We start from the raw sequence: 16,948 nt of genomic DNA, 5'->3' as shown, positions 1-16,948 counted from the left end.
GACATTAAGCCTGCCGGGAGTTATTTTTTTGTGATCGGCTTTTCTCCAGAATATTTTCAATCTGACGAAGCTCCGATTCCGTACTGTATTTTTTGATAGCGGTGATGGCAGTCTGCATTTCCTGCGGGGTAAAAGTCAGGTGCTCCTGTTTCGCTTTACGCATGGCGGGCATGAGAAGTGCCATCATTTCTTTTTGATTTTTACCGTGCCCCTGGGCAAAAAGTTTCGAGAGAAAATCCAGTTTTTCTCTGGGGATGTCCTTCACGAGATCATCCTGCATCCAGAGGGGTGTCTTGGAATAGTCCATTTTTCTGACCTCCTGTGTCTGATTTTGCAGTGGAAAAAAGACCGGACAACATAGACGGATCCATGCCGGAGAGATCGGAGAAGCCCTCCGGGAACAATTCCTGCATGGTCTGCACCATTTCCATCATTTCCTGGAAATTATGAATATTGTCCATCATTTGTATGATTTGTTGAAGCGCTGATTTCTGAGTCTCGTCGCACAAGGGTATGAGATCATTACACAGTTCAGTGGCAGTTTCTTCGTTTGCAGAAGAGGGAGCAATGCACAGAGAAGTCTCCGGATGCCTGCGAAAAAGTGTAAGCGTGTATTGCAACTCCGACATTTTTATGTAAACAGCAAGTCCTTTCAGCAGCCGGGGATCCATATAATAAGCCAGTATTTTCAGAATCTGAATGCGGTTGGAAGTGAATAATGTGTCAAAGGCCGCCGCCTTGTCGATTCTCTTATCATCCATGTACCGATACCTTCCTGCAAAAGAGTTACTAGTATTTTATGAGAGCGGCGGCATGCTTATGCCGATCAATCCTTCGGGGTACAGAAAAGTCCGTACCCCGGAGTGATCGTGCCTACAAAGCTCCGGGAGATCCCGGAAAGCAGTATCAGAGATTAGCAACCGCAACCGTTGTTGTTACCGCAGCCACCGCCGCAGAAGCAGGACAGAAGCAGGATCCAGATCAGCCATTCACAGCAGTCATTGCCGCCGCAGCCATTGTTGTTGCCCAGCAGCCCGCAGCCGTTGTTGTTACCGCAGCCACCGCCGCAGAACAGCAACAGGATGATCCAGATGCAGCTGTTGCCGAAGATACCGTTACCACAGTTGTTATTGCCGCAGGAATTATTGCAGCCGCAATTTGTAGCAGTTAAGTCACTCATTTTTAGTGCCTCCACATTTTATTTATGCTCTATTGTATGCGGGGGAGCCTGTCAATGTTTCCGGAAAAGACTTGCAATAATTTCCGGATATAGTAAAATATAGATATCTATATAGACATGCATAGATTGTGAAAAGACAGATTTTAAATTAAGGATAGATAGATGGCACAGAAGATATATGTGGTAGAGGGGCGAAAGTTCCGCACGGAGGCGGATTATCAGAATGCCCTGAAGGATCAGCAGGTGATCGAGAATCTTCGGGTACAGACGAAGAAGATGAGCCTGGCAGATCAGAAGAAACTGCTGGAAGTGATCCGCAGCGGCAGGTGTAGATTCCATAGTATTCTGGGACAGGATTACATGGAAGAGCTGTCGGAGGACATTCAAAGACAGGAGGGAAAAGTACCGGAAACATCTTCGGCGAAAGGACATTCTCTTCAGAAAGAAAATACAAAAACAATCGGGAAGGCCCAAACTCCCAAAAATAGAAAAGAAGCATCAAAGAAAAAAGAAACTGTAAAAAAAGAAAGTCCTGATAAAAAAGTTCCCAAAAAGAGGCCGACAACAAAAAAGAAGACTTCTGTGAAGAAGAAAGCAGAACCGCAGTTTGACGAGGCAGAGATTGACAAAATCGTTCAGGAAGAATTGAAAAAACAGGAGAAACGAAGGAAACTTCTTGTGGTCTGTTGCAGTGTGATCGCAGTGGCATGCCTTGGCTATTTCGGAATTTATAACTGGTATAACATCCGTACTGCCGATAATTACAAGCAATTAAGTGAATTGAAGGATAAAGAGCCGGCAACCGGTCAGAATCAGGATCCTGTGATCCATTACACCGCGGATGAAACGCAGAGTACGCCCCCTCCGGTACTGGATGAATATAAAAATTTATTAAATAAGAACAAAAGACTAATCGGATGGGTAAAAATTGACGATACTAATATAGATTACCCTGTAATGCAGACAACGGATAATGAATATTATCTGGATCATAATCTGAATCAGGAGTATGATAAGAACGGATCCATTTTTATGGACAAGGACTGTGATGTGCTCAAGCCCAGTACAAACTTCATTTTATATGGACATCATATGAAGAGCGGGCAGATGTTCGGAAGCTTATCTTCATACAGCGACCAGAGCTATTGTGAGAAACATCCCTACATACAGTTTGACACCATCTATGAAAAAGGCCTGTATGAGATTATGTATGTATTCAGATCCCGGGTCTATAGTGAAGATGAAATCGTATTTAAATATTATCAGTTTATAGACGCCCAGAGCGAGCAGGAATTTGACTCCTATATGAATGATATGGCAGAGATGTCATTATATGACACAGGAGTCACAGCTTCGTTCGGTGACCAGCTTTTAACACTGTCCACCTGTGATTACCAGGAGAAAAACGGCAGATTTGTAGTGGTTGCCAAAAAGGTGACGACAAAGGAGTAAAGGATGACTAAGGGTAAAAAGAAGACTAACAGAAGATTAAAAAGGACAGTAAGGAAAACCCTGGGAACATTGTTCCTGGTCTCGGCGATCGTAGTAGCAGCGATTCCTACGGAAGGGCTGCGTGCTGAAGAAGAGATTGCAACGCAGGCGGCAGGCCATACACATGATACGACACATTCAGGTGCAAAATATAAGGTATCTATTCGTAGAGATGCTGCAGAAAGAACCGCAGATCTGTTAAATGGAGCTAAAAGTAGTGTGCCTGTGATGAAAGATTTGATTCCTATTGTCGAACCGACAGATACAATTTATACAACCGGAACAAATGACGATGGCACCAGCTATCAGTTTGCATATAAAATGTATGATAATGACTGGGCAGCTATTATCTTGGGATATAATAAGAGCAGTAATCTGCCTAATAATACGCTGACGATTCCTGATACTGTGAATGCATACATACAACCTACTGGAAATATGGGTACGGGACAGGGATATGTAGCAGCGAGTTCCAGCGGTGAACCGTTATATTATGAGAAATTGACAGAACATACAATTATGGTAGACACCACGGAACAGAAGACAGATAGTCTGGGCAATCCTGTTTTTGAAGATGGGAAACCAGTCTATGTTCAGGAAGAAAAAAAATATTCTACAGGAGAAATGGTGCCTTGTTATGCCACGGTGGATGAATGGAAGAAGTTGCCGCTGGAGAATTTCTATTATTATAAGTCAGGTTCCGTTATTACTAGTGCAGAAGCTGTGACGGGCTATAATGGTCCAAAACAGACCTATAATGATTTTGCACAGAGCGGAGGTGATAGTACTCATCAATGGATAAGGGAAGCTGCTGTTAAATATATTGGGAATCAGTATTTGAATGTAACAAATGATAATATATCTCACACATCTTCGTGGAGTATTCCAGCTGGTGGTGATTGGAACTATATCACAGAAGCTAATGCAGATAAAGGTGTGTTTGCTACTGCAGGTAATATTTCAACATTAAATATTGGTGAGAATCTTGTAGGCATCGGAAATTTTGCTTTTTATGAATGTACCAGTCTGAGTAGCGTAAGCTTTGGCAATGGTTTGAAGGTAGTTGGAAACTGGGCGTTTGCTGCTTGTGGAACTTTGAATAACGTAGATATTCCAGAAGCTTGTCTGTTACAGCAGATTGGTGATCATACCTTTTATAAATGTATTGGTTTAGATACTTTTAGAGTTCCTATTTCTGTAAAATATATTGGAGATTATGCCTTCGCAGAATGTAGTTTCTTGAACAGCATTGACCTGTGCAATTCCGGAAACGATAGAAGCGGAAGCATCTTGCAGGAGCTGGGATGGAATGTATTTGAAAATTGTCAGACTTTATCCTCCTTGACGTTCCCGTACAATTATCGGGAGACTCCGGATATATCTATTGTAAAGGGATGTAAGAATCTTCACTACATTGCAGCACAGGGAGACAGCTTCGCATTTACAGAGAAAAAAGACTCTGCAAATCCGAATGGCGTTTATTGCTTTGATTGCTTTAAGGAAATGTTATCGGGGGAGCCGGTTAACGGTACTTTTTATTTTGAGGGAACCAGCGAGTCGTCTCTGCATGATCTTGCTAAGGACAATTGCTTTGCATTTAGTTATGTAATCTTTGATTCCAATGCATCGCAGTATGTCAGTCAGAACAAGTACGAGTTGACTGTACAGGATCCGAAGGTAAGTGGAGAAGACGGAAGATCGACTTACGTTGTAGATTCGTCCAATAAACTGATCAGCTGCCGTGTTGGAAAAGGCGTTGAGACTCTGAATATGCCGGATCCTATCGGTCCTTATCATATTTATAATATTGACGCAAACATTTTTGCCAACTACTGTAACCTCAAAATGGTATCTCTGCCGGCAAGTGTGCAGACTATAGGTGAAAATGCGTTTAAGGGATGCCACAATCTGGCAACTGTTGTGTTCAATAACAGTTCTGTACAGATTGGTGAAAATGCATTTAAAACACAAGATTATACCGGTGCACAGCATATAAATTGTTCTGGAGTAGCTGCGGATCCAGATGGAACACCGAAAGTGAAATTGAAATTTGTAGGAGAAATTTCGTCACAGTCCACTCCTTATCTCTATGCCATGAGTGAGAATGGAAGATACAATAATGCAAGTCAGGTTAAGAGCTATGTTACATATTGCAGTGGATGGCCGTCAAATCTGATTGTGCAATATAACAGTGAGAAACAGGTTAGTGAGTTAACTGATTTCCCGGCTTTCAGTGAATTGAAAAAATATGCAAATAATCCGGATGATTATCCTTATTTGACAGATGAACAGAGAAGTGCTGCGGAGACAGCTTTAAATAAATATGGAAACTCATCATTGACAGAGAATGAGCAGAGCTTTATAGATTCGGCTCTGAATATAAAAATACCGGATGGCGTGCAGGCTATTGCAGATGGGTTATATAAGAGCAAAGAGACCAGTGATGAACAAGCAGGGTATACCGGCTTGGAAAAAACAGTAACTTTGTGGGGATTGGATAATATTGAAGCAGAGGATTTCCAGGGAGCTACCTCATTGACTGCATTGATCAGCAATGGTGATATGTCTTCTATTGAGGAAGGAGCTTTTAAGGGTTGCACAAATCTGAAGAAGGTTGAGATTAATGGAAATACTACATCCATAGGAGATAAGGCATTTGAAGATTGTAATGCTTTGACAGATGTGACATTATCTGGTACGATTACAGATTTGGGAATTATTCCTTTTACTGGTTGTGAAAATCTCAAGAGTGTAAACTTTACAGGAACAGATTATTTTTCTTGTGATAATTCTATTATTTATGGTATGAGTAATGGAACAAAGGCACGTATTATTGAGTGTTTGGAGGGACGCGACAGTAAATATGTTAAGGCTGATGAAACGGCTGGAGTGACTTCCTTGGCTCCCAGTGCTTTCGAAGGATGTAAAAATCTCAGAGAGATTGATTTGAGCCAAAGTGCAATTACGGTAGTTCCGGAAAGAGCATTTGCTGATACTACAAGTTTACAGAATGTTAAATTACCTCTTACGTGTACAACGATTCAGAATGATGCATTTAACAAGAGCCATCTGGATCGATTGGAAGGTGTTCAGAACGTTACAATCGTGGGTGATCTGGCATTTAATGAAATAGAAAAGAAAGATAATCCTAAGGATCTTCTTATTGTAACGCCTAAAGATACTTATATGTGGGAGTACGGAACGAATAAGGGATTTACCGTAGAAGAGACAAGCCGTGAAGACTATTATACAGTTATCTTCCGTGACTGGAATGAGGAACTGGGACAGTATATTAATGTGGATACCCAGACAGTTAAGGCAGGGGAAGATGCGGTGGCACCGGAACCAGCAGGAAAAGCTGGTGAAATTTTCCAGTACTGGGATCCTGATTACAGAGAAGTGTCTGAAGATCGTACCTGTGTTGCCTTTTACAGCAAGGAAGATCCCGATGCCAACAAGCTGACGGTAACCTTTGAAGACTGGAATGGTACTGTCATTAAGGAAATCAAAGTGTCCTCCGGCGGCAGCATCGCAGATGCGGATCTGCCCAATACCTCCAATCTGGTGAGAGACGGTTATGTCTTCACCGGATGGGACAGAGAGCTGACCAATATTACAGAGTCCTTTACCACCAGAGCAGTATACAAAGCTCTGAGTGAAGACGATATTGTCATCCGTTATATTAATAGCGTGACCAAGGAAGTATTCTATCAGACCACGATCAAGAAGGGATCTGTTGCACCCAGCATTCAGACTCCTACGGTCAGCGGATATACTTTCAAGGAATGGTTACCGGATATTGCAACGGCACTTACCGAAGATACAGATTTCTATGCGGTATATGAGACCAGTAGTTCCAATAACGGTGGAACGACCAGCCCGGGAACCGGTACCAGTCCGAATCCCGGCACCAGCACCAGCCCGGGAACCAGTACCAGCCCCGGAACGAACGGTACGACAGCTAAGATGTATACCCTGACTGTTAAGAACGGATCCGGATCCGGAAGCTACATAGCAGGTTCCCAGCCGATCATCGTGGCTAATGACCCGGCCAAGGGCATGCAGTTCAGCAACTGGACGATCGATCCATCCAATACCACTATAGCAAGTAAGGTATTATCGGCAACGGTAATCACCATGCCTGCGGGAAATGTAACGGTTACGGCAAACTATACAAAGTCAAACGGTTCTAATACCAGTACTTCTACCGGAAGCGGTAATTCTACGAATTCCAATTCCAACAGAAGGCCGAACAGTACTACCACAGGTAATGTTTCCGGCGGCAGAACCACTGTTGTTATTGACAAGAACGGTCTGTCCAATACCGGTGTGGTATCTGCAACGGTAAACGGATCTTCCGATAACTTTGTGATCAAGATCACTGAGAGCGCATCTGCTTCAGAGGAAGTAGTAAAGGCGTTGATGGCAGAGTATGGCAACGATATCAGTGCCATCAAGTATTTCCCGATGGATATCAGTCTCTATGATTCCACCGGCAATAACAAGATCACGGATACCACAGGATTGTCCATCAGCATTACCCTGCCGATTCCGGATTCTCTGATCACCTATGCAGGTAACAACAAGGTAGCAGGAGTGGTGAACAGTAAGTTAGACAAGCTGACACCGAAGTTCTCCACGATTTCCGGAGTATCCTGCATTACCTTTACGGCGGAGCATTTTTCACCGTATGTGATCTATGTGGATACGAACAACCTGACAGCCGGAACAATCACAGACAGCACTCCTAAGACCGGAGATGCCATTCATCCGAAGTGGTTCCTGTCTCTGGGTCTTGCATGTCTGTCCATGGTATTCTTCATGAAGAAGGATAAGAAGACTCTGCGCAAGGCAAGAGCCTAGTGAAAATAAAGGATGGGAAGGTTTATGAATCATAAAAAGTGGGTAGTTGCATTGGCATTGATAGCTACCGCATTGATCCTGACACATCTTCCTGTGTCGGAGGCAGATGCGGCAGCGTCTGCCTCTGATTTTCAGATTGAAGGCAGTACACTGACAAAATACAGAGGAAGCGATGAACGTGTCACGATTCCCGATACAGTGGAAGTTGTGGGTGAGAGTGCCTTTGAGAACAATCAGAAGGTACAGTTTGTTGTGGTTCCCAAGTCGGTGAAGCGCATGGATGCCTATGTCTTCTGGGGCTGTGATAATCTGGAAGAGGTTGTACTTGGCAAAGGTCTTACCTCAGTGGATGAATATGCTTTTTCAGGATGCACCGGACTGAAACAGATCACGATCCCTGAGAATGTACAGAGTATTGATGCACAGGCATTTGCCGGATGTACGAACCTTACGGATATTTATATTCCGGACACGGTGACAAGCATCGCAGACGATGCATTCTTAAATTGTGATAACGTAACGATTCATGCGGACGAAGGCAGCGTGGCTGAAAAGTTTGCACAGAAGCTGGCAGAGCAGAAAAGTCAGAGTCCTCTGGTAACGGCAGCGCCGACGGCGACACCGGCGGCAGACGGAACTTCAGATTCACAGGCAACAACAGAGCCTGCCCCCACTGAAACGCCGACCCCTGCACCGACACCGGTGCCCGGAAATGTGATCGGCAGTACCTTTGTCGTAGGAAATCATGCGATGGTTATGATGCTGCCTGAAGAAGAAACTGTGCAACAGGGCTATACGGAACCGGTAGCAGGACAGGAGACCGGAGGAGAAACGCAGGATATCACTGCGGAGGCAGAAGACGGTACGATTCCGGAGTGGAAATATTATCGTGACCAGTCGATCAAAGCAGTGAGTATACCAGAAGGAACCACGGAAATCGGACGCTTTGCTTTTTCCAGAAGTTCGGCAGAAAGTGTGACGTTCCCGGAAGGTGTGACCACTATTGATTATGCAGCATTTTATCACTGTGATGATCTGAATAGTGTGATATTGCCAGATACGGTGACCCGGGTGGAAGCCAAGGCATTTACGCATACCGGATGGATGGATGATTTTGAAGAAAACAGCATGGATGATTACCTGATCAGCGGGGACATTCTGGTGGCTTACAAGGGGGACCTTCCCGAAGTGACCATACCGGATGGTGTTCGCGTGATTGCTGATGAAGCATTCCGCAGTCATACCGAACTGAAAAAGGTGCATCTGCCTGCAAGTGTCACCAATATCGGTGACAGCGCATTCCCGGAGGGAATCGAAATTATAAATGAATAAGGGTCAGATTTTACCGACACCAGGATAAGAAACCGGCATAAGATAGAATAAGTCTTATGCCGGTTTTGTCTTATTTTACGGGGAAGGAACAAGATGCAGCGGGTAAGGGAACAGGTACAGGTGCCGGAACAATTGCATAGTGGGGCAGGACGTGTGAAATCTGTGACTGTTGCTGTGCTGGATACCGGAATTGCTTATCATCCGGATCTGGTAGGACGGCTGCTTGCTTTTTCCGACTTTGTAGAAGGCCGTTCCTTTCCGTATGACGATAATGGACACGGGACACATGTCTGCGGGATTGTATGCGGAAGCGGAGAACTGTCCGGAGGAAGATTTTGCGGAATGGCACCGGAGGCAAAGCTTGTGGTGGGAAAAGTGCTGGACAGACAGGGGGAGGGCTCCTGTGATTCCATGCAGGAAGCTCTGGAATGGGTACTGCGGGTGAAAAACAGGTATGGAATCCGTGTTCTGAATATCTCTGTGGGGATCGGAGACCTGAAGGAACGTTACAAGGAGCAGATGTTGCGAAAATCTCTGGAATTGTTGTGGGATCATAATATTCTCGTGGTCTGCGCTGCAGGTAATACCGGTCCGGAGGACGGTAGTATTTCGGAGATGGCCAGTAGCAGAAAGGTTCTGACGGTGGGTTGTCATGACGGAAGATATTGTAAAAATGATCCCGGAAGGTGTGAGACGTACTCCGGCAGGGGCAGAAGATATGATGTGACCCGTAAACCGGATATTGTGGCTCCGGGGACAAGGATTCTGTCCTGTAATGCTTTCTGGCAGAACCGGAACGGCAGAATCTACAGACCCTATGTAGCAAAAAGCGGCACATCCATGGCAACACCCATTATATCCGGGGCGGCAGCCCTTGCTATGGAAAAATATCCGGGAATTACCAATGAAGAATTTGTTCGTCTGCTGTCCCTTACAGCTACCGATCTGGGAGAGCCGTGGAACAAGCAGGGCTTCGGCATGCTTAATGTACGGAGATTATTAGAAAACAAGTAAAAGGATAAAATCACTGGGAAAAATAAAAAATATGATTAAAATAAGTCAATAAAATAAATACCAAAGATATTGACACAAATGGTATGATTGTATACAATGATACGAGAACTGCAAAATGTATTTTTACTGCGCAGAGTAAAAATTATAAAATCTTGCAGATATCGAATGTCAGGGAAGAGAGGTATACCAATGAGAGAAAGTGATGCATTTCAGAATCGTCCGGTCTCCATGAATCCGAAGAACAACCTTTTGGAGATTGAAGAGCATATGTACATACTGGATGATGTGGAGAAGCCGAACGTGTTCCGTAACATGTTCCCTTATTCCGAAATCCCCAAAATACCTTTTAATGATCGTATCGTGCCTCATAACATGCCAAAGGATATCTGGATCACAGATACTACCTTCAGAGACGGACAGCAGTCCAGAGCACCTTATACCACAGAGCAGATCGTAAAAATCTATGACTATCTGCATGAACTGGGTGGCCCCAACGGAATGATCCGTGCCAGTGAATTTTTCCTGTACAGCAAGAAGGACAGAGACGCTGTTTATAAATGTATGGAGAGGGGATACAAGTTCCCCGAAGTTACCAGCTGGATCCGTGCCAGCAAGGAGGACTTTAAGCTGGTAAAAGAGATCGGAATGAAGGAGACTGGCATTCTGGTCAGCTGTTCCGATTATCATATTTTCCTGAAATTAAAAATGACCAGAAGACAGGCCATGGATCACTATTTAAGCGTTATCCGTGACTGCCTGGAGGAGGGTATCAGCCCCAGATGTCATCTGGAGGATATCACCAGAGCGGATATCTACGGTTATGTGGTTCCGTTCTGCCTGGAACTGATGAAACTGATGAAGGAGTATCAGATCCCCATCAAGGTCCGGGCCTGCGATACCATGGGATACGGTGTCAACTATCCCGGTGCCGTTATTCCCCGTAGTGTACAGGGTATCATTTACGCAATCCATACCCACGCAGGTGTGCCGCATGAGCTGATCGAATGGCATGGTCACAATGACTTTTACAAGGCGGTGTCCAATTCCACCACAGCATGGTTGTACGGCTGTTCCGGTGTAAATACCTCACTGTTTGGTATCGGTGAGCGTACCGGTAATACACCGCTGGAGGCAATGGTATTCGAATATGCACAGTTGAAGGGTGATCTGAACGGTATGAATACCCGTGTCATCACGGAGCTGGCAGAGTACTATGAGAAGGAGATCGGCTATCAGATCCCGCCCAGAACCCCGTTTGTCGGCAAGAATTTCAACGTGACCAGAGCCGGTATCCATGCGGACGGTCTGCTTAAGAACGAAGAGATCTACAACATTTTCGATACCGAGAAATTCCTGAATCGTCCGGTATTGTGCGCTATTTCCAACACCTCCGGTCTGGCAGGTATCGCACACTGGCTGAACACCTATTATAAATTAAAGGGAGACAAGCAGGTACAGAAGACTTCCGAACTGGTAGCGGAGATCAAAAAGTGGGTAGACGAGGAGTACGCCGGTGGGCGTGTCACCGTGCTTACGGATGAAGAGATTGTGGCCTGCGTCAACCGTATCTGCCTGGAGAAGAACCTGAAGATCGGTGAGTAAGAAAATATGGCGGCATTTTTTGCTACCCGGAAATGAGGATTATAGTGAGTAAGTATGATGTAAAGCAGGAAGTAACGGATAAGTTCTCCCTGCGGGGACGGGTATTTCACAAGCTGAGAGAAGACATCTTAAGCGGAAAATATCAGGAACATGAAGAATTGAAGGAAGTGGCTATCGGCGAGGAGATGGGAGTCAGCAGAACCCCCGTCAGAGAGGCGTTCCGTCAGCTGGAGCTGGAGGGACTGATTCAGATCATCCCCAACAAGGGAGCCTATGTCACCGGTATTACCCAGAAGGATGTGAAGGATATTTACATGATCCGTTCCCTGCTGGAAGGTCTGTGTGCCCGTTGGGCTACGGAACATATCACCAAGGAGCAGATGGAAGAGATGGAAGAGAATGTCTATCTGTCCAAGTTCCATGCCCAGAAGGGGCATCTGGAGCAGCTGGCGGAGTTAGATAATCGTTTCCATGATATTCTGTATGAGGCATGTGACAGCAAGATGCTGGAGCATCAGCTGAAGGACTTCCATCAGTATGTCCTGCGTGTCCGCAAGAAAACATTGGCCAGTGCCAACCGCGGCCCCAAATCCAATGAAGAGCATGAGCAGATCATGGAGGCCATCAAGGCAGGCAATGCCGATCTGGCAGAGCAACTGGCACACCAGCACATGATCAACGCCTATGACAACATGGTGAAAAACGGTCTGAACGAGGCCTATGCACAGCAGGATAAGCCGCAGGAATAGGTTGCCTGTCTGTGAAAATTACTGTAGAATGTAATTATAATGTAATTATTCAGAGCCAATGGGCGAAGTAACCACATGAGCAAATAACATGCAGGCATGCTATTCGGTGAAGCTTTGCAGAAGCGATTTTGACAATGTGGTTCTGGATAGCTATTGCAAAGTAAAAGAATAAATACCGGAAAGGAAATCATTATGGAAAAGATCAAAATGACAACCCCTCTCGTAGAGATGGACGGAGACGAAATGACCAGAATCCTCTGGCAGATGATCAAGGATGAACTGTTACTGCCTTACATCGATCTGAAGACAGAGTACTATGATCTTGGACTGGAGCATCGTAATGAGACCGATGATCAGGTAACCGTGGATTCTGCCAATGCCACATTGAAGTACGGCGTTGCTGTAAAATGTGCGACCATTACCCCCAACGCTGCCAGAATGACAGAGTATAATCTGAAGGAAATGTGGAAGAGTCCCAACGGAACCATCCGTGCGATCTTAGACGGTACTGTATTCCGTGCACCGATTCTGGTAAAGGGTATCGTTCCTTATGTCAAGAACTGGACCAAGCCCATTACCATTGCCCGTCATGCTTACGGCGATGTGTATAAAAATACTGAGATCAAGGTACCCGGCCCCGGTAAGGCAGAACTGGTATTTACTGCAGCAGACGGCACCGAGACCCGTGAACTGATCCATAATTTTGATGGAGCAGGTATCATTCAGGGTATCCACAATACGAATAAGTCTATCGAGAGCTTTGCAAGAGCATGCTTCAGCTATGCCGTAGATACGAAGCAGGATCTGTGGTTCTCCACCAAGGACACCATTTCCAAAAAATACGATCATACCTTCAAGGATATTTTCCAGGAGATCTATGATAACGAGTACAAGGCAAAATTCGAGGAACTGGGCATTACATATTTCTATACCCTGATCGATGATGCCGTAGCCCGTGTCATCCGTTCTGAGGGCGGATTCATCTGGGCCTGCAAGAACTATGATGGTGATGTAATGTCCGATATGGTAGCTACCGCTTACGGCGATCTATCCATGATGACCTCCGTTCTGGTATCTCCCAGCGGCGTCTATGAGTACGAGGCTGCTCACGGAACCGTACAGCGTCATTACTACAAGCACTTAAAGGGCGAAGAGACCTCCACCAACTCCATCGCTACCATCTACGCATGGACCGGAGCTCTCAGAAAGCGCGGTGAACTGGATCAGATCCCCGAGCTGTGCAACTTCGCAGACAAGCTGGAGCAGGCATGCATCAAGACCATCGAAGATGGCAGGATGACCAAGAGCCTGTCCCTGATCTCTACCTGTGAGCATCCCGTGATCCTCAACAGCCTTGACTTCATCAAGGCTATCAGAGAGACACTGGACAGCCTGCTGTAAATTGAAAGTTAGCGAAATATCCTCGTAGCCCTTGGCAGGGTATAAGAAACGCGGCACGCTCGTACTTTAGTACGATGCGCTCCTGTCGCAGAGCGTAGCGGTACATAAGCGGTCACAATACGACCGCAATGCGTCCCTTGGGACGCTATGGTACCGACGTCTGCTTACGGCACTGCTTATTCTTATACCCAGCCGGGGCTACTGGTTTTTTTGAAAGCTTTCCAAAACGCAGAACTCCCGGCGTATGCGGTGCCATGTCGAAGATGTTTGTCGGAGGATGTTGATATTTTCTAGAAAAGTGCTGAAAGGCAGGGGGAAAGCGGACACGATGTCCGCGTCAGCCGATTGTCGACATGGATGTCGACTGTAGGCGGCCCCGTCATGACGAGAACTACTCATCACTTTTCGTAGAAAATTCACATCCGGAGACCTTACATCGAGACATGTGTATCGCATGCTCCGGGAGTTCGTGGATTTTGCCAATGTATTTCACTAACTCTCAATTTACTCTGCCAGTTCTTCCCACTGTTCATATAATTTTTCCAGCTGCTCCTGGCAGGCGGCCTGCTCTTTGGACAGTTCCTGCAATTTTGCCACCTGGGTGCCGATGGCGGGATCGGACATTTCGGTGTCGATCTCGGAGATGCGGGCTTCCAGCTCGGCAATCTGTTCTTCGCATTTTTTCAGGTCGTTTTCTTTCTTGCGGAGTCTCGCCTGTTCTTCCTTCTGGGCTTTCCAGTCCAATTTGACTTCGGATTCTGCAACCTTAGCGGCAACTGTGTTATCTGCGTCAGCACTCTGTGGAACACTGGCTTCTATTGCAGCCATCACGGTGTCGTGCTTTTCGAGATAATAGTCATAATTTCCAACATAATTTACGAATTGTCCCTCTGTCAGATCCAGGATCCTGTGGGCGGTACGGTTGATAAAGTAACGGTCATGGGAGACATACAATATCGTTCCTTCGTAACCGTTCAGGGCATCCTCCAGAATCTCCTTGGACATGATATCTAAGTGGTTCGTCGGCTCATCCAGGATGAGGAAGTTTGCGTTGGAGAGTACCAGCTTGGCGAGAGATACACGACCGCGCTCGCCGCCACTCAGATCACTGATACGCTTGAAAACATCCTCCCCGGTGAAGAGGAAAGCCGCCAGCACATTGCGGATCTGGGTATTGTTCAGGTAGGGATAATCGTCGGAGATCTCTTCGAACAATGTCTTGTCACTGTGCAGGACATGATGCTCCTGATCGTAATAGCCGATCTCCACATTGGAACCTAATCGGAAGGTGCCCTGATCGGCAGGAACGAGACCATTTAAGATCTTAAGCAGAGTGGTCTTGCCGCTGCCATTATCACCGATGATCGCCACGTGTTCGCCGCGCTTGATCTCGAAATTAACATCGGTAAAAAGCTTATGGGAATCAAAGCTTTTGGACAGATGCTCCACAGTCAGCACATCATTGCCACTTAAGATCCGGGGCGTCAGTGTCAGCTTCATATCCGTGCGGACCTCGGAGGGTTTTTCGATGACCTCGATCTTGTCCAGCATTTTCTCACGGCTTTCCGCCCGTTTGATGGACTTTTCCCGGTTGAAGGATTTTAATTTTTCGATGACCTCTTCCTGATGTTTGATCTCACGCTGCTGGTTCATATAGGCATTCCAGGCAGCAACGCGCAGCTGTTCCTTTTTTACGGCATAATCGGAGTAATTGCCCATAAAGGTTGTAGCCTTGGACTGGTCGATCTCGATGACTTTCCCGGCGATCCGGTCCAGAAAATACCGGTCGTGGGAGACGATGAGAACGGCTCCCTTGTAATTCAACAGATAAGTCTCCAGCCAGGCGATGGAATTCATATCTAAGTGGTTCGTCGGCTCGTCCAGGATGATGAGATCAGGGTTCTGTAACAGAAGCCGTCCTAACGCCACACGGGTCTTCTGACCGCCGGAGAGTGTGGCAACCGGCTTGGAGAATTCATCTTCGGTAAATCCCAGTCCCTTTAACACACCGACCAGCTCACTGCGGTAGAGATAGCCGCCGCCGGTCTCGAAAGCATGGGTGAGAGAGGTGTACTGCTTCATCAGGTCTTCCAGCGCATCTCCTTCGGCATGCTTCATATTGTTTTCGCATTCCCGGATCTTTTCCTCCAGGCGCAGCAGATCCGCCTTGACAGATAACAGTTCCTCGTAAATGGTGTGAGAGGTGTCCACAGTGCTGTTCTGTGCAAGGTATCCCAGGGTCTTGTCCCTCGCCAGAACCACCTGCCCGTCATCGGGAGTCATTTCCCCTACGATGATGCGGAGCAGTGTCGTTTTCCCGGCACCGTTGATGCCCACGATGGCAGCTTTTTCATGATCCTCTATATGAAAAGAGACATTTTTCAATACCTGATTTTCTACAAATGCTTTTGAAATATTCTGACAAGATAATATCATGGTAGTAAGTATCCTTTATTTCCAGCCCACGGAGACCGGGCTTTTTAAATTTCATTGTAACGAAAAGAAGAAAACCTGTCAATTCATTGACAAGTTTTTAACATATGGTGTATACTAAAAAAAACGGAGGTGAAAGTATTGGAAGTAAAAGAAATTTCACAGGCTGTGATTGGCAGACTGCCCAGATACTTTCGATATTTGGGGGAATTGAAGGATGAAGGTGTGGAACGCATCTCTTCGCAGGAACTTTCCGGACTGATGAAGGTGACCGCATCCCAGATACGTCAGGATTTTAATAATTTCGGCGGTTTCGGCCAGCAGGGCTATGGATATAATGTAGAATCTCTGTATCGTGAGATCGGTAAGATCTTAGGACTGGATAAGCAGCATAATTTCGTCATCATTGGAGCCGGCAATCTGGGAAGAGCGCTGGGCAATTATATGAACTTCGAGCGTCGTGGATTTATCTTCAAGGGAATGTTCGATGCGAACCCGGAACTAGTGGGTAAGGATGTCCGCGGTGTGAAGGTCATGCCCATGGATCAGCTGGAATCCTTTATCCGGGAGAAGGACATCGATATCGCTGTACTGACGATTCCCAAGACCAGTGCTGTGGAAGTGGCAGATAAGCTGGTGGCTAACGGGATCCGTGCTATCTGGAATTTCGCTCATGTGGATCTGAATGTTCCCGAGGGAATTCAGGTGGAGAACGTGCATCTGTCCGACAGCTTAATGAAGCTATCCTATAATATTAACCGTTACAGTTCAGACATGAAATAAGCAAGCGTATGATTGCTTATTTCATAGGCGGAGTGTCTGAAAATGAATAAAAGGAAAAGTCGCAAGGCGATGACGGATGCGAAGCAGCCGCTTTTATGAA

12 protein-coding genes are annotated in these 16,948 nt (G+C 46.0%); 8 read left to right on the top strand and 4 right to left on the bottom strand.

The features are described from left to right. Nucleotides 1-4: 4 nt before the first annotated feature. The 3 genes from ACLTOH_RS01265 to ACLTOH_RS01255 all read right to left on the bottom strand — a co-directional run bounded on the left by ACLTOH_RS01265 (nucleotide 5) and on the right by ACLTOH_RS01255 (nucleotide 1,180). The gene (locus ACLTOH_RS01265) at nucleotides 5-307 is read right to left on the bottom strand and encodes a hypothetical protein (RefSeq protein WP_412223146.1); all 303 of its coding nucleotides are present in this window, start codon (nucleotides 305-307) and stop codon (nucleotides 5-7) included. Next, complete coding sequence (locus tag ACLTOH_RS01260) at nucleotides 270-761, bottom strand: hypothetical protein (protein ID WP_412223144.1); 492 nt, start codon at nucleotides 759-761, stop codon at nucleotides 270-272. The genes ACLTOH_RS01265 and ACLTOH_RS01260 overlap by 38 nt, the downstream gene beginning before the upstream one ends. Nucleotides 762-913: 152 nt before the next feature. After that, the gene (locus ACLTOH_RS01255; protein ID WP_117467173.1) at nucleotides 914-1,180 is read right to left on the bottom strand and encodes a chorion class high-cysteine HCB protein 13; all 267 of its coding nucleotides are present in this window, start codon (nucleotides 1,178-1,180) and stop codon (nucleotides 914-916) included. A gap of 162 nt (nucleotides 1,181-1,342) precedes the next feature. Here ACLTOH_RS01255 and srtB point away from each other — a divergent pair, with 162 nt between their 5' ends. From srtB to ACLTOH_RS01220, 7 genes are all read left to right on the top strand, one after another. Then, nucleotides 1,343-2,632 carry a class B sortase gene (srtB, locus tag ACLTOH_RS01250; RefSeq protein WP_412223143.1) on the top strand — a complete coding sequence of 430 codons (1,290 nt, stop codon included), beginning with the start codon at nucleotides 1,343-1,345 and terminating at the stop codon, nucleotides 2,630-2,632. A gap of 3 nt (nucleotides 2,633-2,635) precedes the next feature. Then, a complete protein-coding gene (locus ACLTOH_RS01245) occupies nucleotides 2,636-7,534 on the top strand; it encodes a leucine-rich repeat protein (protein ID WP_412223141.1) in 4,899 nt (1,632 codons plus the stop codon). A 24-nt stretch (nucleotides 7,535-7,558) separates the two neighbouring features. Further along, entirely contained in the window at nucleotides 7,559-8,866 is a 1,308-nt protein-coding gene (locus ACLTOH_RS01240) for a leucine-rich repeat domain-containing protein (protein WP_337418346.1), read from the top strand. A 93-nt stretch (nucleotides 8,867-8,959) separates the two neighbouring features. After that, nucleotides 8,960-9,880: a S8 family peptidase gene (locus tag ACLTOH_RS01235; RefSeq protein ID WP_412223140.1), complete on the top strand. Its 921-nt coding sequence runs from the start codon at nucleotides 8,960-8,962 to the stop codon at nucleotides 9,878-9,880. Between the two features lie 189 nt (nucleotides 9,881-10,069). Then, nucleotides 10,070-11,482: a 2-isopropylmalate synthase gene (locus tag ACLTOH_RS01230; RefSeq protein ID WP_117467185.1), complete on the top strand. Its 1,413-nt coding sequence runs from the start codon at nucleotides 10,070-10,072 to the stop codon at nucleotides 11,480-11,482. A 44-nt stretch (nucleotides 11,483-11,526) separates the two neighbouring features. Continuing rightward, on the top strand, nucleotides 11,527-12,231 hold the full coding sequence (locus tag ACLTOH_RS01225) for a GntR family transcriptional regulator (RefSeq protein WP_022312873.1): 705 nt from the start codon (nucleotides 11,527-11,529) through the stop codon (nucleotides 12,229-12,231). A gap of 192 nt (nucleotides 12,232-12,423) precedes the next feature. Beyond that, nucleotides 12,424-13,632 (top strand): NADP-dependent isocitrate dehydrogenase, encoded by a 1,209-nt coding sequence (locus ACLTOH_RS01220; RefSeq protein ID WP_412223137.1) that lies wholly within the window; start codon nucleotides 12,424-12,426, stop codon nucleotides 13,630-13,632. A 504-nt stretch (nucleotides 13,633-14,136) separates the two neighbouring features. Here ACLTOH_RS01220 and ACLTOH_RS01215 read toward each other — a convergent pair. Next, nucleotides 14,137-16,068: an ABC-F family ATP-binding cassette domain-containing protein gene (locus ACLTOH_RS01215; protein ID WP_412223136.1), complete on the bottom strand. Its 1,932-nt coding sequence runs from the start codon at nucleotides 16,066-16,068 to the stop codon at nucleotides 14,137-14,139. Nucleotides 16,069-16,206: 138 nt separating this feature from the next. On the opposite strand from ACLTOH_RS01215, the gene ACLTOH_RS01210 reads away from it, so the two are divergent. Further along, nucleotides 16,207-16,848 (top strand): redox-sensing transcriptional repressor Rex, encoded by a 642-nt coding sequence (locus ACLTOH_RS01210; RefSeq protein WP_262594802.1) that lies wholly within the window; start codon nucleotides 16,207-16,209, stop codon nucleotides 16,846-16,848. Nucleotides 16,849-16,948 lie beyond the last annotated feature (100 nt).

The organism is Waltera sp. (assembly GCF_046969025.1).
Lineage (GTDB): Bacteria > Bacillota > Clostridia > Lachnospirales > Lachnospiraceae > Acetatifactor > Acetatifactor acetigignens.
The sequence above is the reverse complement of the archived record's forward strand: the minus strand, read 5'-3'. Positions and strand labels throughout refer to the sequence as shown.